The sequence below is a fragment of the Pseudomonadales bacterium genome (assembly GCA_041395665.1).
Classification (GTDB): domain Bacteria; phylum Pseudomonadota; class Gammaproteobacteria; order Pseudomonadales; family UBA7239; genus UBA7239.
On the sequence record JAWLAB010000004.1, the window covers coordinates 91,785 to 109,039 of the forward strand.

The 17,255-nt window shown below is 49.3% G+C and carries 15 protein-coding genes; 9 read left to right on the plus strand and 6 right to left on the minus strand.

Annotation, left to right across the window (positions count from 1 at the left end; genetic code table 11):
• Positions 1 to 4: 4 nt before the first annotated feature.
• Positions 5 to 2,572 (minus strand): glycosyltransferase, encoded by a 2,568-nt coding sequence (locus tag R3E63_07110; GenBank protein ID MEZ5539706.1) that lies wholly within the window; start codon positions 2,570 to 2,572, stop codon positions 5 to 7.
• 70 nt (positions 2,573 to 2,642) lie between these two features.
• Positions 2,643 to 4,718, minus strand: a complete 2,076-nt coding sequence (locus tag R3E63_07115; protein MEZ5539707.1) for a DUF349 domain-containing protein — start codon at positions 4,716 to 4,718, stop codon at positions 2,643 to 2,645.
• Positions 4,719 to 4,878: 160 nt separating this feature from the next.
• Here R3E63_07115 and dinG point away from each other — a divergent pair, with 160 nt between their 5' ends.
• Positions 4,879 to 7,008, plus strand: coding sequence for an ATP-dependent DNA helicase DinG (gene dinG / locus R3E63_07120; protein MEZ5539708.1), 2,130 nt, complete (start codon positions 4,879 to 4,881; stop codon positions 7,006 to 7,008).
• A 1-nt stretch (position 7,009) separates the two neighbouring features.
• Here the strand turns inward: dinG and R3E63_07125 are convergent, their stop codons facing one another.
• The gene (locus R3E63_07125) at positions 7,010 to 7,462 is read right to left on the minus strand and encodes a group III truncated hemoglobin (protein ID MEZ5539709.1); all 453 of its coding nucleotides are present in this window, start codon (positions 7,460 to 7,462) and stop codon (positions 7,010 to 7,012) included.
• A gap of 81 nt (positions 7,463 to 7,543) precedes the next feature.
• Between R3E63_07125 and R3E63_07130 the strand changes: the two genes are divergently transcribed.
• The 3 genes from R3E63_07130 to R3E63_07140 are packed head-to-tail and all read left to right on the plus strand — an operon-like array spanning position 7,544 to position 10,732.
• Positions 7,544 to 8,809: a lipoprotein-releasing ABC transporter permease subunit gene (locus R3E63_07130; GenBank protein MEZ5539710.1), complete on the plus strand. Its 1,266-nt coding sequence runs from the start codon at positions 7,544 to 7,546 to the stop codon at positions 8,807 to 8,809.
• A gap of 7 nt (positions 8,810 to 8,816) precedes the next feature.
• Positions 8,817 to 9,506 (plus strand): lipoprotein-releasing ABC transporter ATP-binding protein LolD, encoded by a 690-nt coding sequence (gene lolD, locus R3E63_07135; protein MEZ5539711.1) that lies wholly within the window; start codon positions 8,817 to 8,819, stop codon positions 9,504 to 9,506.
• Positions 9,506 to 10,732, plus strand: coding sequence for a lipoprotein-releasing ABC transporter permease subunit (locus tag R3E63_07140; protein ID MEZ5539712.1), 1,227 nt, complete (start codon positions 9,506 to 9,508; stop codon positions 10,730 to 10,732). The genes lolD and R3E63_07140 overlap by 1 nt, the downstream gene beginning before the upstream one ends.
• Positions 10,733 to 10,744: 12 nt before the next feature.
• Here the strand turns inward: R3E63_07140 and R3E63_07145 are convergent, their stop codons facing one another.
• The 3 genes from R3E63_07145 to purM are packed head-to-tail and all read right to left on the minus strand — an operon-like array spanning position 10,745 to position 13,182.
• Positions 10,745 to 11,443, minus strand: coding sequence for a DUF3108 domain-containing protein (locus R3E63_07145; GenBank protein ID MEZ5539713.1), 699 nt, complete (start codon positions 11,441 to 11,443; stop codon positions 10,745 to 10,747).
• A complete protein-coding gene (gene purN, locus R3E63_07150; GenBank protein MEZ5539714.1) occupies positions 11,440 to 12,090 on the minus strand; it encodes a phosphoribosylglycinamide formyltransferase in 651 nt (216 codons plus the stop codon). The genes R3E63_07145 and purN overlap by 4 nt, the downstream gene beginning before the upstream one ends.
• A 30-nt stretch (positions 12,091 to 12,120) precedes the next feature.
• Positions 12,121 to 13,182, minus strand: a complete 1,062-nt coding sequence (gene purM, locus R3E63_07155) for a phosphoribosylformylglycinamidine cyclo-ligase (protein MEZ5539715.1) — start codon at positions 13,180 to 13,182, stop codon at positions 12,121 to 12,123.
• Positions 13,183 to 13,313: 131 nt separating this feature from the next.
• On the opposite strand from purM, the gene ribE reads away from it, so the two are divergent.
• Genes ribE through R3E63_07180 form a run of 5 tightly spaced genes read left to right on the plus strand, consistent with a single transcriptional unit; the run spans position 13,314 to position 17,252 of the window.
• Positions 13,314 to 13,784, plus strand: a complete 471-nt coding sequence (gene ribE, locus R3E63_07160; GenBank protein MEZ5539716.1) for a 6,7-dimethyl-8-ribityllumazine synthase — start codon at positions 13,314 to 13,316, stop codon at positions 13,782 to 13,784.
• Positions 13,781 to 14,236, plus strand: coding sequence for a transcription antitermination factor NusB (gene nusB, locus R3E63_07165; GenBank protein MEZ5539717.1), 456 nt, complete (start codon positions 13,781 to 13,783; stop codon positions 14,234 to 14,236). The genes ribE and nusB overlap by 4 nt, the downstream gene beginning before the upstream one ends.
• A 5-nt stretch (positions 14,237 to 14,241) precedes the next feature.
• Positions 14,242 to 15,261: a thiamine-phosphate kinase gene (gene thiL / locus R3E63_07170; GenBank protein MEZ5539718.1), complete on the plus strand. Its 1,020-nt coding sequence runs from the start codon at positions 14,242 to 14,244 to the stop codon at positions 15,259 to 15,261.
• 6 nt (positions 15,262 to 15,267) lie between these two features.
• Positions 15,268 to 15,759, plus strand: a complete 492-nt coding sequence (locus R3E63_07175) for a phosphatidylglycerophosphatase A (GenBank protein ID MEZ5539719.1) — start codon at positions 15,268 to 15,270, stop codon at positions 15,757 to 15,759.
• Complete coding sequence (locus tag R3E63_07180) at positions 15,756 to 17,252, plus strand: sulfatase (protein MEZ5539720.1); 1,497 nt, start codon at positions 15,756 to 15,758, stop codon at positions 17,250 to 17,252. The genes R3E63_07175 and R3E63_07180 overlap by 4 nt, the downstream gene beginning before the upstream one ends.
• Positions 17,253 to 17,255 lie beyond the last annotated feature (3 nt).

A 17,255-nucleotide genomic window follows, 5' to 3' on the forward strand; every position in this document is an offset into this window, starting at 1 on the left:
AGCATCATTCGGGTATTTTCTGCGGCAACACAGAAAGAAATGCCATGAATACCGCAGCGAGATAAGCCAGTGATTGCATCAACAACATAAAGAACCAAGCCCATGAATCGCCGGTTTCCATGTCGTGTGTGATCAACATGGCTGCTGCTGCGCCCCATAGTAATAACAAGAAAAATAATTCTTCACGACACTCTGCTAAAGCCAGCATAAACCCACCTTGATCACGCATTTTTGGTGTGCGGAAAAAAGGAATAGTTTTCGTAAATAGACCATAAATAATAGATTTAGCGATAGTGTGAGAGAGCGCTAAACCCGCTATTGCCGCGCCGACAGATGTGCTCATCGGTACTTTCATGTGGCTCTTGTAAATGTACAAAATTTTGCCGAGTTTGAAGAAAAATAAAATCAACGGCGGCAGCGCAAACACCAAGGCGGGTGGTAAAACGCGTGTCGGCGCGAGCAGCATGGCGGATGTCCACAGCAATGCGCCGCCGGTAAAAAATAAATTCATACCGTCAGCTACCCAAGGCATCCAGCCGGCGATGAAGTGGTAGCGTTGTCCTCGTGTTAATTTTGTATCTTCACCTTTGAATAAACTGCGGAAATGGCCTTTCATGATTTGCATCGCACCGTAAGCCCAGCGGAAGCGTTGTTTTTTGTAATCGATAAAGCGATCGGGCATCACGCCTTTGCCGTAAGAATTGCTGACATAAGCAGCGGACAAACCTTCTTCAAAAGCGCGTAAACCTAGTTCTGCATCTTCAGTAATCGTCCACTCTGCCCAACCGAGTCTGTCCATCACATCGCGGCGAATCATGGTCATGGTGCCGTGTTGAATAATGGCGTTGCGATCATTGCGTGTGACCATGCCGATATGAAAAAAACCTTTGTATTCGGCGTAACACAATTTTTTGAACAGCGACCAATCGCCATCGCGATAATCTTGCGGTGCTTGCACGATAGCAATTTTTGGATCAGCAAAATGCGGTACCAAATGTTTGAGCCAGTTGGGGTCGACACAATAATCACTGTCGATAACCGCGATAATTTCTGAATCGGATGCAGTGCGTTCCAGCGCCCAGTTCAATGCGCCGCCTTTGAAGCCTTCTAGCGGTGCAACATGGAAGAAGCGAAAGCGAGGGCCTAGCGTTTTGCAATATTCTTCAACCGGACGCCACACATTTTCATCTTTGGTGTTGTTGTCGATGATCATCACTTCGAAATCGGGATAATCGAGTGCCGCTAACGCGTCGAGCGTTTCTTTCACCATGTCGGGCGGTTCGTTGTAACACGGCACTTGTATGCACACTTTGGGGCGGTAGGCGTCATCGCTGGCAACACCAATAAATGGTCTACGGCGCTGCGCCCACACGGTTTCTGCCAACTCATGTGCTTCGGTGAACATGACGATGAATACACCCACTGCAGCAAGCACCAACAAGATACCGAGCGTGACATTCAGCCAAGTCATGTATTGCTGCGAATAATCGTAAGTGACGATGACGAGAAAAGAGGCAAACAAAAACGCAACAAAGGCGAGAAAAGCACGGCCGCGCTGTTTCAAACCAGAGCTGTCGATCAACAACAAAGCCAGCGTCAGAATTGCCATGATGACAGATACGACAGCGAGTAAACGCCACTGCGGAATTTTGACTACGCTGCCTTCAAATGGAAATTTTGGTTGGCGATTGACGTTGTAAACACCCCAGTATTTTCCTACATCACCTTCCGCACCGGATTTCCATAATTGGTCAAATGCTTCGATGACAAAATAGTTGTAACCCGCTGTGTTGAGTGCGTTCAGCAAAGTGCGCAAATAAATGGCTTGATCAACTTGGTTGGCTTCTGCTGCTCCTCGGCTGCGGCCAAAAGAGGGCCAGCCCACCTCGCCGAGCAACAAAGGCTTTTGTGAGAACACCGTTTTGAGTACGCCAGATTTTTCTAAAACAAAACCGACCGATGCACTGGATGGGATTTTTTCCCAAAAAGGAAGAATGTGTGCGGTAACGACATCAACATGTTGCGCGAGCTCTGGATATTTCAACCAAATATCCCAAGTTTCTGCCGTTGTAACGGGTACTTTTACTTTGCTGCGCACTTGTTCGATGTAGTCGATCAAACGCGGTAAATCCACCTCGCGGCGATACATACTTTCGTTGCCAACCATCACCATAGTGATATTGCGATTGTTATTGATCACATCGATTGCGCGTGCAATTTCCGCTTCATTGTCTTTCTCGATGTTACTGATCCAAATGCCTTGCACCACACTCATGCCGAACTCTTGTGCCAAACGCGGAATGTCAGCTTGTGTGCCTGTCACTGAATAGGTGCGGATGTTGCGCGTTTGCTTGGATAACAATGCAAGATCTTGACGAATTTCGTCGTGGCTGGGGTGAATGTTTTTAGTGGGATCCTGCCCATTTTGATACGGCGAATAAGCGTAGCCAGATATTGAATCAGGCCAATTAGGTGCCTGTAGTGGGCGGTTAAAAAATGCCCAAACAGCAATAACTGTGGCGGCGATGCCGGTGACAATGGCAAGGTTGATGATGGTTTTTTGGCTGATCATTTACGATCCATTTTTAGTAGGTCAAAGTAAAAAGTGTACGCACTGGCAGAGCATAGCAGTTTGTGCTGGTTCAGCGTGCTTTTGCGCGAGCAGCATCAAAGCGCGCTTGCAACAATGCTTGCTCGTTAGCAGCGGCGGAACCGGTGCAGTGCCAGTCCACCAGCAATTGCTCCAATTGTTCGTGATGGCTATTGTTGGGCATGGCTTGTCCCAGACCTTGCTGTAATTTTTTTAGCTGGATTTCTCGGCGCTGTTGTTTGTCTTCGTCTGGCGTTTCAAGGTCGAGCAGAATCTCTAGCGCAATGCACAATTCTCGGCGGCGTTGCGCGTTAGCAGAAAAGTCTAATGGCGTGGATTGTTGTATAGCTGCCAATACTTGTTGTTTGCGCGCGTTAATGGCTTTGTCCCACTCCGCAGGAAGCGGATGTTGCTGCCAATCAGTTTCAAGTAAGGCGGTTGATTCGCTCGTTATATGGCTTTCAATGCGTGTGCACAGCGCTGCTCTGCGTGCCAATTCATCGAGCTGTTTTTGATGTTGCCGTGCACTGATGCCGCGCAATTGTTGATGGTAGGCATCACAAGCAGTGAAAAACTGTTTCTTGATGGCTGTTTGCAATTTTTCTGGAATGTCTTTGATGGCTTTGAATTCATTTTGTAATTGTTCAAACGCTGCGGCGCTGTGTGTCAACTCTTCATCAGGCAGTTTTGCGAGTTGTGTAATGCGTTCACAGAGGCCTTTGGCCTGTGCGATGTTGCTGTCTTGTAGTTGGCGTGCTTGCTGTTGATTGTCGCGGCGTTTATCAAAAATCACCTTGCCGTATTCTTGTAGCGCTTGCCACAGTTTACGGTCTTCGTGGTGACGCGTGATGCCAATCTGTTTCCACTGTTCTTGGATTTGTTGAAAGCGCTCGATGGCTTTCTCAATGTCCACCATTTCTGTGACACTTTTCGCGGCATTGACCAGTTGTTGTTTTCGTGCTTCGTTCGCTGATTGCACATCCGCTAACGGTGTGTTGATAGCGGCGTAAGCTGCGTCAAAACGCGTACGGATGGGTTTTTCTTCGCTGCGTTCAACGGGATGGAAATCGTGAAACTCTTTGCGTGCTTTGTCGAGGATGCGCGCGACGGCTTTCCAGTCTGCTGTACTCCAATCCTGTGCTTGCGCAAATTGTTCTAACGCTTCGCAAATGATTTGTCGCTGCTGCAGGTTAAAAGCGCGCTGCTGACGCGTTTTTTCATAATGCTCGGCGCAGGGCTCCCATGCTTTGTCGCCAGCTTGTTTGAATCGTTCCCACAGTGCCTGTACTTCTGGTGTGTGTGGTGGTTTCATCGCGCGCCACTGCGCTTGTAAATCGCGCACGGCTTCCGCTGTTTCCAGTGGTTGCAGGGTGCTGGTGCAGAGTTTTTCCATCGCATCGCACAGCAATTCTAATTTCGGCATGGCGGCAAAAGCTTGCCAATCCTGCATCTCGTGTTGTTTGGATGAAATCTGTTTATGTTTATTTTGTTGTTTGTGTTTTTCGTGTTGTGATTTTTGTTCAGCTTGTAATAGTTTCTGCTGTTCCAGTGCTTGCGCTCGTTGCGCTTCTTCGGCGGCGCGCTGCTGCGCTTGCGCTTCGGCTTTTTGTTGTTTTGCTTCTGCCGCTTGTTTTTCAGCCAGCGCGGCCGCTACTTGTTGTTGCTGAATATCCATCAAGATAGCTTGGCATTGAGCAATGGCGGTATTGACGCGTTGAGCAATCGAGGTGTTTTTTTCGGTAGTGTTTTCCCATTGCAGGCTTAGGTGAGCCAGCTCGCTGTCAAACAACGGGTGATATTGCAGTTTTGCTAATGTTTCTAAGCGGCCGCACAGTTTTTCTTGTGCATCAAGGTTTTGTTGCTGTTGTTGTTCGGCAGCTTTGAGTGTGTTGAGACGATCGCGCAGCAGGCGATTGGTTTTTTTATCCAAACCGGCACTGTTTTTGAGTAGTTGCTGCAGATGATGGGTATCGGTAATTGCATCAACAGACGGTGCACCTATCAATGTTTGCAGTGAAGGTTTTTCTTTTTTTTCTTTGCGAACTTCGCCGGTGCTGATTGGGGGCGGCGGAGGTGTTGGCGCAGTGTTAACGGGCTTTTTGATCAAGCCGAATAATTTGCCGAGCATGATTATGGTGTGCCTCGTGCGAGTAAAGGATAGTCAGCCCCGCATTGTAACGGTTGCCAAGGTGGCGGGGAGCTTTTTGCCGCAGTCAGCGCGGTGGTTTTGCTATGATGGATGGTCGGCAGGGTAGCCATCACGAATCGGCTTTTACAACGGAATTTCTGTGCTTAATCACGATACAAAACAAATCATCCAAAAAGCGTACTCCCGTTTTTTGGAGCAAAAAGGCTTGAAACCACGCGAAGGTCAAAAACTGATGATCGCGGCGGTGGCGCGCACGCTTGGCAACATCATGAGCGATAGCGAGGGCGTGCGGCTGGGCGAGAGCCATGTGTGCATGGTGGAGGCGGGTACAGGCACAGGTAAAACAGTGGCCTACGCGTTGGCGGCGATTCCTACGGCGCAGGCGCAGGACAAAAAACTGGTGATTTCAACGGCCACGGTCGCGCTGCAAGAGCAGATTGTCTTAAAGGATTTGCCGGATTTACGCGCGCACAGTGGCTTGGTGTTTAATCATGTGTTGGCAAAAGGCCGAGGGCGCTACGCCTGCCTCTATAAATTGGATTTTTTGTTGGCGCATGGCAGTGAAAACGCGCAGAGTGTGACGCAAGCGTTGTATCCCGATGAACGCGATGCGCTGCTGTCTGAAAACACGCTGCATGTTTATCAATCCATGTTGGAAGCCTTGGGCGCAGCGGAGTGGGATGGTGATCGCGATAACTGGCGACAAGTGATTCAAGAAGAGGATTGGCAGCGATTAACCACGGACCATAATCAATGCACAGGTCGCCGCTGTGCTTATGTCACGCAATGCCCGTTTTTTCGCGCGCGCGAAAATTTGGTGGATGCGGATGTGATTGTCGCCAATCACGATTTAGTGCTCGCAGATCTCGCTTTGGGCGGCGGCGCAATTTTGCCCGCACCAGAGCAAACGATTTATGTGTTTGATGAAGGGCATCACTTACCCGATAAAGCACTGCAACATTTTTCCGCACATGTGCGTGTACAAAGCAGTGTGCGTTGGTTGCAAACCACCACCAAAACATTGGCAGTATTGGCGCAAACTTTCAGCGGTGTGCAGGCTGTTCAATCGGCGATAACGCCGTGGTCTGCAGTAGAACAATTATTGCTGCAAGTGCATCAACAAGTGTTGCCGATGTTGGAATTATTGTTAGCAAACAATATGGCTGATCGCGATAAAAAGTATGTTTTTCGCCACGGTATTGTTCCGCCTGAACTGCGTGCTATGGCACAAAGTCTGTTGGCGTGTTGGCAAAAAGCGGGGGCGGTTTTGCAAAAAATTGCTGCTGTTGTTGAAGGCATGTTGGATAGCCGTTCACCCGATATAGCGCTAGAAGTGGTGGAACAGGCACATGCAGCTGTTGGTGGTTTATGGCAGCGTTGCGTGCATGCAGAAACTTTATGGCGTTTGTTTGCGCGTGAAGATGATGAAGGAGCGGCGCCCACCGCGCGCTGGTTGACAGCGTATGAAGTGGGCAATGGTTTTGATTTTGAAGTGTGCGCCAGCCCTGTGCTGCCAACGGTGCAGTTGCAAAATAACTTGTGGGAACGCTGTTTTGCGGCGGTGATCACTTCTGCCACGCTAACTGCATTGGGTAAGTTTGATCGGTTGCGAGAGCGTTCAGGTGTGCCTTCGGCAAGCGCGGGTTCTGTTGTGCCCAGTCCGTTTTTTTATCAGCAATCCGCGCAATTAATCGTGCCTACCAATGCGGTGGAAGGCAATCAAGTGGAGCAGCACACGCAATCAGTGATTGATTTTTTGCAGGGTGATGTGGATGTGACCGAAGCGACGCTAGTATTGTTTGCTTCGCGCCGTCAAATGCTGGATGTGTATCAATCCTTATCACTGGAAATTCGCGAACAAATTTTGCTGCAAGATAACTACAGCAAACAGCAGTTATTGCAATTACATCGCGCACGCATCGATCAAAAACAGGGCAGTATTATTTTCGGCTTGGCAAGTTTTTCTGAGGGCGTTGATTTGCCCGGTGATTATTTGCGACATGTGGTGATTGCTAAAATTCCTTTTGCGCCGCCAGATGATCCGGTAGAGCAAACACTATCCGATTGGATTGAATCAAAAGGTGGCAATGCTTTTATGCAAATCAGTGTGGCGGATGCCAGTTTGCGTTTAGTGCAGGCAGCGGGGCGCTTGTTGCGCACAGAAAAAGACACAGGGCGCGTGACGATTTTGGATCGTCGTTTGGTGACAAAACGCTACGGAAAATTACTGCTCGACAGCTTGCCGCCGTTTCAACGCGTACTGTATTAAATCAATGAACCGTCGATTTGAACGGTGCGTACTGTTGCAGTGCGCTCACTTCTTGTACGCCGGCAATTTCTTCGGGTTTATCGCCACGAATATTTAAGGCATACGCCATTTTGTGAGCGATAGCGGCAGCTTTCCATTTCATTAATTCTGCATTGGAACCCGCGTACAAACGATCGATAGTGCTTTGCAGAATAAATACCCAACGGTGGAAATGGTCTTCTGTCATGCTGGACTTGTTGTGCAGTTGTAAATGCACATTAAAGACATCGGCGCGATAGCCTTTGTCGCCCAACACTTGGAACGCCCAGAAATGCGCCACTTTGGGGATGTGTTCGGCTAAATCGAGTTGCACTACATCGGTAAAAAAATAACCGATGATGGGGTCAGTCATGAGCTGTTCGTAGAATACGGTCACGATATTGAGCATATCGTCGCGGGTTTGGATGTCTCGCATGTGAAGCCTCCGCATAATGTTTTGCTACGGCTCCATTGTAGTGCGAATGGCGTACACCTGCGCGGTGAGAGCTGCGTTAGAATGCCTCTTTTGTGCGGGAAAATTGTTGCAGTGAATGCGCTCTCTTGGATGGTCGGTCTACGCTATTTGTCAGCGCGCAAAGGCAGTCGCTTTGTCTCCTTATTTTCCTTTTTTTCCGTCGCGGGCATGATGGTCAGCGTGCTGGCGATGGTGCTGGTGATGTCAATCATGAATGGCTTTGAAGGTGAAGTGCGCAATCGCATTTTGCACGCTGTTCCCCACGCGCAAATTATTTCGCCACGCGGCATAGAAAATTGGCAATCGCTGCTGCCTGTGTTGCAACGCTCTGGTGTGGTGTTAGCGGCTGCGCCGCAAGATCGTGCGCGCGTATTGCTGGAATCGGATGCGCGTATTCACGGCGGTGATATGTTTGGTGTTGATCCGCAGCAAGAACAAAAAGTGTCGCAAATCGATCAGTCCATGGTGGATGGGCAATGGGCGGCATTAAAGTCGGGTACATACGGTGTGGTGTTGGGTAGTGGATTGGCGCGTCAGTTGCGTGCCAAAGTGGGTGACAGCATCAACATCATGCTGCCGCAAGTGAGCGTGACACCTTTAGGGCTTTTTCCGCGCAGCCGTCGCTTTACCGTGGTGGGAATTTTTTCTGTTGGTGCACAAATTGATGCCACGCAGTTGTACATCCATATTGATGACGCCGGCCGCTTGTTGCGCACGGGTGGCAAAGTGGACGCGTTGCGTTTTCGTTTTGATGATGTGATGCACGCGCCAGAGCAATTAAAAAAATTGGAGGTAATGCCTGAGTTGTCTGGCTTTGTGATGAAAAGCTGGCGCGATGAAAACAGCACGCTGTTTAACGCGATACACATGGAAAAAATCATGGTGTCGTTGATGTTGTCTGTCATTGTGGTGGTTGCAGTTTTTAATTTGGTGTCCATCTTGACGATGGCGGTGGCCGATCGTCGCAAAGATATTGCTGTGTTGCGTACGATTGGCGCGTCGCGACAAACCGTGTTGTCAATTTTTATCATTTATGGCATGAGCATGGGTGTGGTGGGTATTGGTGTGGGCGCGCTGCTGGGTAGTGTGCTGGCGCAGCATGTGACTGACATCACCGCTGCTCTTGAGCGATGGGCGGCGGCTATTGATCCCCACGCGCAGTTGTCGATCTATTTGCCGAGCGAATGGTATATCAGCCAAACCTTGTGGGTGACGGCAATGTCATCCGTGTTGTGCTTGGCGGCTGTTTTTTATCCTGCGTGGCGTGCATCCACCATCCATCCTGCTGAAGCATTGCGTTACGAGTAATAAAAAAATGAGCAAAAAAAATACGGTATTGGAATGTCGCAAGCTGACGAAAACTTATCGTCAGGGTGATCAAGATTTGCTGGTGTTGAACCAAATTGATTTGTTGGTACAACAAAGTGAGCGATTGGCGATTGTCGGTTCATCAGGCTCGGGCAAATCAACACTGTTAAATTTATTGGGCGGGTTGGATGAAGCGCAAGCGGGCGAAGTATTGATTGCAGGAAAAAGTTGGCAAGCCATGCAAGAAAAAGAGCGCGCCGCGTGGCGCAATCAACAGTTGGGTTTTGTTTATCAGTTCCATCATTTATTGGCGGAGTTTACTGCGCTGGAAAATGCCAGCATTCCTTTGTTGATTGCTGGAAAAACGAAAGCGGAAGCAAAACAACAAGCGACGACGATGCTAGAAGCAGTGGGCTTGGGTGCACGGTTATCGCACAAACCGGCACAGTTATCGGGTGGTGAACGACAACGCGTTGCCATTGCGCGCGCATTGGTAAATAAACCTGCGTGTGTGTTGATGGATGAGCCAACAGGTAACTTAGATGCCGACAATGCGCAACACGTGCAGCAGTTATTGAATACGCTCAATCGTGAATACGGTTTGGCATTTATTTTGGTTACGCATGATCGTACTTTGGCAGCGCAACAAGATCGCTGCTTGGTGTTAGATCACGGTCATTTGCGAGTGCAGACCTGATGCTGGTACGTTTTGTTGCATGGCGTTATGCGCAAGCGCGCAGTGGCTCGGCGCTGCTGGGATTTATCTCGCGTTTGTCGATGGCGGGTTTGGTGGTTGCTGTCGCGTTATTGATTACTGTGTTGGCGGTAATGAATGGTTTTGAACATGAATTGCGCACGCGTATTTTGCGCGTTGTGCCTGCGATTACTTTGTATCCAGAAGAAAATGAAATTACAGATTGGAAAGCGGTGGCTCAGCAGGTGTTGCGCAATCCGCATGTGCTGGCGGCTAGTCCGTTGATTGAAGCGCAAGGCTTGATGGTGATGGGTTCAGCAGCAGAGCCAGTGCTGTTGTTTGCAACCGATCCTGCAGCGGAATCCAATCTGTCACATTTTGAATCCTTTACCGATAAAAAATCGTGGGATGCGTGGTTAGCCAATCCGCAATCAGTTTTGATCAGTAAAAAGCTGGCAAAAAAATTGGGTATTACTGCGGGTAATACGGTGGTGGCGATGTTGCCAGGCGTGAGCGGTGATAAATCTGCACCGGGGATTGTCAGTTTGTCTGTTGCTGGTTTGTATGAAACGGGAACGGAAGTTGATAACCATTTAGTGCTAGCGCAGTTGCCTTTGCTGCAAGCGCAGTACGGCATTCAAGGTGTGGCGGCGATTCGTTTTTCTGTCGACAACTGGTTGCAAGCGGATGCAATTGCTTGGTCTTTGGTGCAACAGTTGCCGCCGCATTATTCGATGAAAACTTGGTTTCAAACGCACGGTAATCTTTACGAAGCGATTCGGATGTCGCGCCAATTAGTGATGTTGATGTTGGTCATCATTATTGTGATTGCTGCATTCAATGTGGTGTGCTCATTGGTGTTGGTGGTGGCAGACAAGCGTGGTGATATTGCTATTTTGCGTGCGATGGGTGTGCCGAATACACACATCATGCGTATTTTTATGCTGCACGGTTTGTTGATTGGCACGCTGGGAACTTTGATTGGCGCAGTGGTTGGTTGCGCACTGGCATTGGCAATGCCGTCAGTTGCGCAGGGATTGCAAAATATTCTTGGTGTGCAGTTGCTTAGTACAGATGTTTATCCGGTCAATTATTTGCCTTCGGATTTGCGCGCATTGGATGTCAGTGTTGTCGTTGTGATCGCGCTAATAATCAGCGCAGTGGCGAGTATTTACCCCGCTTGGCGTGCCACTTGCTTACAGCCAGCGGATATTTTGCGGCATGAGTGAGCGATCGAACAATTAGTCTTCGTCTTGCTTGAAGTAAGTAATTTCTAACGAATACGCCGTGCTACCTTTTTTCTCTTGATGCACCAATTTGGCAATGGCGTAATGCAGTGAAGGCGCAAACCAAAATTGTGTATGGCGCGGACTGCTAGGCTTGCGTAGCCGTTCTACGACAACAGTATCTAATTTTCCCAATGCAGTTTTGATGGTTTCCTTGCCGGTTACACGAAAGCAGAATAACTCCGCACCATCTTCACTCACTACATCGTAGCAAGGTTCGTTATAGCCACGCGCTAAATCATCAGCGAGCGCCAAGATATAAGTGCCGTTATCTAGCTCGCCACCTTTGAGTGGCACTTTGAACAGCTTGTTGCCTTTACTACCAGCGGCAATCTTTTTTTTCTGGTTGTAAGTGATTTCAGTTTCTCGGTTTTGTCCTAACACGCTGCGACGATAAATATAGTGTTTGGGTGTGATGCCTTTGTCGTTGTAAGCAAAGGTTGAGTTTTCTTCAATTTGACCAAAAAAACCGCTGGCAATGCTGGAAAAATGCCAATCATCTCCCGATTGCTCTAAGCGATGCGTCGCTTGCAGTGGAAAGTTTTTGTACATCGCCTGATAGATGGCGGTGTACGGTGTGTGTTGGATGGTAGTTTCACTGGCGGCGGAAAATGAGAACACACTCAGGGCGACAATGGCGAGGATGCGTTTCATAGTGGTGCTCCAGTAAGAGGCAGTGTGACACCGTCTAGTATGGCGTGGTGTTCGTTGCAATGTAAGCGTTCTTCACAAAACCAACGCACGGCTTGTGGATAGATAATGTGTTCTTGCTGTAGTACGCGTTGTGCCAGTGTGTCGGTGGTGTCATCAGGCATGATAGCAACACGCGCTTGAATAATGATGGGGCCGCCGTCCAATTCGGTAGAAACAAAATGCACCGTTGCGCCAGCTTCAGTGTCTTTTGCATCAATGGCGCGTTGATGTGTGTGCAAGCCTGGATATTTCGGCAACAGCGAGGGGTGAATATTCATCAACTTACCGTACAACGGCGCGACAAAAATCGGCGTGAGGATGCGCATAAAACCCGCGAGAATTACTAAGTCAGGTTTGTATTGCTGGACGGCAGACAATAACGCTCGATCGTAGTCTTCTCGTGTTGCAAAATCTTTGTGCGGTAGCACTTGTGTGGCGATGCCTGCTGCTTGTGCGCGTTGTAAGCCGTAAACATCTGCTATGTTGCTGATGACGCAGGCAATACGCGCAGGTAATGTATTTTGTGCAACGGTATCAATAAACGCTTGTAGATTGCTGCCGCTGCCAGAAATCAGAACAACCAGATTTTTTTTTCTTGGGATGCTCATTGCGAAAAAAATAACTGGATGGCGTGATGATTATTTGGCATCGAAGACAACATGCGGCTCGGCATCGTGCGCGCTTTTTTCTATCGTGCCAATCACGAATGCCTGTTCGTGGCAGTCGTGCAATACGGCGAGCGTGTTGTCCACATCGGCTTGCGGCACACAAATCACCATGCCGACACCGCAGTTAAATGTGCGATACATTTCCAGTGGATTGACATTGCCTTGTGCTTGCAGCCAATCAAACAGTGGCCCCATTTTCCATGCGCTGGTGTTGATGTTGGCGCGTGAACCTTGTGGCAAAACGCGTGGTAAATTTTCAGTCAAGCCGCCACCGGTAATGTGCGCAATGGCACGCACATCGACGGCGCGAATCAAACGCAAAATGGTTTTTACATAGATTCGTGTTGGCTCCATCAACCAGTCTGCCAACGGTTTGCCTGACAATATTTCGGTTGCCGGATTGACACCAGAAACAGAAATAATTTTGCGGATGAGGGAGTAGCCGTTCGAGTGCGCGCCGGATGAAGCAATACCGATTAAAGCATCGCCCACATGCACGCGTGAGCCGTCGATGATTTCATTTTTTTCCACCGCGCCGACACAAAAGCCGGCCATGTCGTAGTCATCGCCTTCATACATGCCGGGCATTTCTGCAGTTTCACCGCCGACCAATGCGCAGCCTGCCTGCTCGCAGCCCGCGCCGATACCGGTGATGACGCTCGCTGCAACATCGATATCCAATTTGCCCGTGGCGTAGTAATCGAGAAAGAACAGCGGTTCTGCGCCGCACACCACCAAGTCGTTGACGCACATCGCCACCAAATCAATGCCGACGGTGTCGTGTTTTTTGAGATCGATCGCCAAACGCAATTTCGTGCCGACGCCATCGGTGCCGGAAACGAGTACGGGTTGTCTGTAGTGGCTGGGGATTTCGAACAGTGCGCCGAAGCCACCCAGTCCGCCCATCACGCCAGGGCGGCGCGTTTTTTTGGCGACATGCTTGATGCGCTCGACCAACGCAGTGCCAGCATCAATATCAACGCCAGAATCTTTGTAGCTGAGAGAAGGCTTGTTGGAGGAGGATTCGGTCATGGGGCAAAGCGCCTGTGTCGAGCGATAAATCGGGACGCGCATTGTAGCAGTCTGCGCTCAGGCTGGGGCAGCGAAAGAGGGAGGCTGTGGTAGACTGCGCCGCCACAGAAAAACCCGCTGGAGTAGCCGCTATGTCAGGCATTAAAACAATCGAAGGTGATTTCAATCCAGGCAAAGCGCGCTTTGCACTGTTGGTGTCGCGCTGGAACAGTTTTGTGGTCGAAAGTTTGAAAGACGGCGCAATCGACACACTGCGTCGTCACGGCGTTGCTGAAAGCCAAATCACTTTGGTGCGTGCACCGGGGGCGTTTGAATTGCCGTTGGTGGCACAGCAGTTGGCGGCTTCTAAAAAGTTTGATGCCATCATCGCGCTGGGCGCGGTAATTCGTGGCGGTACACCTCACTTTGAATATGTGGCGGGCGAGTGCGTAAAAGGCTTGGCACAAGTGAGCTTGAATGCTTCCGTGCCGGTGGCTTTCGGCGTGTTGACGGTGGATTCCATCGAGCAAGCCATCGAACGCTCTGGCACCAAAGCGGGCAACAAAGGCGCAGAAGCAGCCAGCTCCGCGCTGGAAATGGTCAGCCTGTTGTCGCGACTGTGAGTGCTGGCGGTGAGAGCGCCGCACTCGATATCGGCGCGCGTCAAAAAGCGCGTCACTACGCAGTGCAGGCGTTATATCAGCATATTTTGACGCAAGATTCCGCTGCGAAAATTGAAGCGGAATTTCGTGTGGATTACGACATGGATGGCGTCGATCTCGCGTATTTCCATGAGTTGTTATCGACCGTGATTGCGAGCACAGAAAAGCTGGATGCACTGTTTGATCCGTATTTGGATCGTGGTTTGAATGAAATTGATCCGGTATCGCTAGCGCAGTTGCGTTTATCCACTTACGAATTGCAGTCGCGCATTGATGTGCCTTGGCGCGTGGTGATTGAAGAAGCAATTCGTCTCTCGAAGAAGTTTGGCCCCACCGACAGTTATAAATATCTGAACGGTGTGTTGGATCGACTGTCGCGCGATTTGCGCGCCGCTGAGCGAGCCAAAGGCTAAACGCCATGCGCCAGAGCGACCTTCCCTCGCTTGGCAAAAAAAAGCCGCTTGGCAAAAATCTGTCGCATGGCGATAAAAAACCGCTTGGCGAATTTGAATTAATCCGTCGTTATTTCACGCCGCAAACTGTGCCAAATACCGTGTTATTGGGCGTGGGCGATGATTGCGCTGCGCTGGCAATTCCCGCCGGTGAAGTGTTGGTCGTTTCTGTCGATACACAGCTACCCGATGTGCACTTTCCTGCGCATGCCAATCCCGCGCAGATAGCTGCGCGCGCATTGCGTTGTGCAGCGAGTGATTTGGCGGCGATGGGCGCAACGCCTTTAGGTTTTACGCTGGCGCTCACACTGCCTGCGGTTGAAGAATCGTGGCTGTCTGCATTTTCTGCGGGTTTGTTAGAAGCAGCGCAACAATTGCATTGCCCTTTGATCGGCGGCGATACCACGCGCGGCGCGCTGTGCATCAGCATACAAGTGCACGGCAGCGTGCCGGCTGAAAAAATGTTGCGCCGCAGTGGTGCAAAAGTAGGTGATGAGGTGTGGGTGTCTGGCTCGTTGGGTGATGGCGCAGCGGCTTTGGCGTTATTGCAAAATCAGCACGCATTTTCTGAACCGGCTGCGAGTTATTTGGAGCGGCGCTTTTATCATCCAAATATTGATTTTGATTTGGTTGTCACATTACGGCAGTACGCCAGTGCGTGCATTGATGTGTCAGATGGTTTGCTGGCCGACCTTTCGCATATTTGTGCGGCAAGTTTAGTGGGTGCAAAGGTTTTTTGTGATGCTCTGCCTATTTCTGCGTTGTGGTGTGACAGTGTGACGCAGCAGCAGAGAGAGCAATGGGCGCTGTGCGGCGGTGATGATTACCGCTTATGTTTTACTGCGTCAACTCAACACAAGACGGCCCTGAACAAGTTGCCTAATTTGTTTTGTGTTGGTGAAATTGTTGTAGGTAAAGGTGTTGTGATTTTGGATGAAAGTCAGCAAGCCATGACAATACCTGATCACAGTTATAAACATTTTTAGTTTTATATGATGATTTTTGATCGCACCATCAACCCGAAAGTTTTTACGCGCTGGCAACACTGCTTGGCGTTTGGCTTGGGCAGTGGTTTGGCGCGCAAAGCGCCTGGCACTTGGGGGACGCTAGCTGCTGTGCCCTTTTGTTGTGCGGCGTGGTGGTTTTTACCTGCATGGCTATTTGCCTTATTGCTGCTGGTGATGATGATTTTTGGTGTGAAATTGTGCGGTGATGTGGCGCATGATCTTGGCGTGCACGATCACGGCGGCATTGTGTGGGATGAATGGGTGGGCTACGGCATTGCACTGTTCGCTTTGCCATTGCAATGGTACTGGCCGGTGCTGGCTTTTGTAGTTTTTCGTTTATTGGATATTTTGAAACCTTGGCCAATTTCGTGGTGCGACAAAAACCTGCACGGTGGTTTGGGAATCATGATGGATGATGTGCTGGCGGGTGCTTTTTCCTGTTTGGTATTGCACGGTATCAGGGTGTTTTTCGCATGAAGGCAATGAAAAAATTGCCCGCTGTTTTATTCGTATTGGCTGGATTGATTGTCAGCGCCGTAGTTTTTGCGTCTGAAAAAAATGCACCTGAAAAAAAACCGATGAATTTTATTGTCATCTTATTGGATGACTTGGGGTTGCATGACACTGGCTTCATGGGTAATGATTTTATTGAAACGCCGGCAATGGATCGGTTGGCAAAAGACGGCGTGATGTTTACGCAGGCTTATGCCAATGCGCCGAACTGTGCGCCAAGCCGTGCTGCAATCCTCTCTGGACAATACGCGCCGCGCACGGGTGTTTACACCATGGCTACGGGTGACATGGGTAATGCTACGCAGCGTAAATTGCTAACGCCAAAAAATAATATGAATTTACCGCCAGAGGTTTATACGCTGGCGGAATTGCTGCGTGATCACGGTTATGCCACAGCGAGTATCGGCAAATGGAATCTCGGGCATGGTGCAGTCAGGGGGCCAGAAGGGCAGGGTTTTGATATAAATATTGCTGGCCATCGCGGTGGTGTTGAGCAGTCGTACTTTGCACCGTATTCACCTTTACTGCCCAATGTGCAAAACGCGCCGCAAGGTGAATATCTGACGGATCGCTTGAATGCAGAAGCATTGAAATTTATCGATCAAAATAAAACCAAGCCATTTTTTATTTATCTGTCGCACTACGCACCGCATTTTCCTATCCATGCGCCACAGGATATAAAGCAAAAATATTTGAATAAACGAAAGCAGTATTGTGGAGAAAAGCCCACATTGAAATATTGTGAGATGTCAGACTATTACCCTGAATATGCAGCAATGATTGATCGCGTTGATCATGGTGTGCAAGGTATTCGTGAAAAACTTAAGCGTGATGGGTTGGATAAAAACACAAGCATTATTTTGATGTCAGATAACGGTGGCTATCCCTTTGTAAAAGATCCAGCGGCATGGCGTGGCTTAAAATCTGATTTGTATGAAGGCGGGCTGCGTGTGCCTATGGTGTGGTTCGTGCCAACTAATAGAGCGGGCTCTGTTATTGATACGCCAGCAATAGGTGTCGATCTATACCCGACAATCGCTGCATTGGCAGGCGTTGATACAAAAAACAATAGGCTAGATGGTAAAAACCTATTGCCGCTTTTAGTGCAATCATCAAATCAATTTCCGGCGCGGGATCTATTTTGGTATTTGCCTGGTTATACCGTTGATGATGATATTGGTATGGAAGAAGATATATCTATGTTGCCGCGTACAGGACAAAAAAAATTCTCTCAGATTCCTGCTGTAGCCATGCGGCGCGGTGATTGGAAGTTGATTTGGTATTACGACGGTACGCCCGCTGAGTTGTATAACTTGCGTGAAGATCCATTGGAGGCGCGTAATCAATTTGTGAATGAAAAGTCGCGTGGCCAAACGATGTTGCGAGCACTAAAACAGTGGTTGCAGGATACAGTGGCGCTGTTGTTCTGCCTAAAATCCTGCGTATCAGTCAATTGAAGA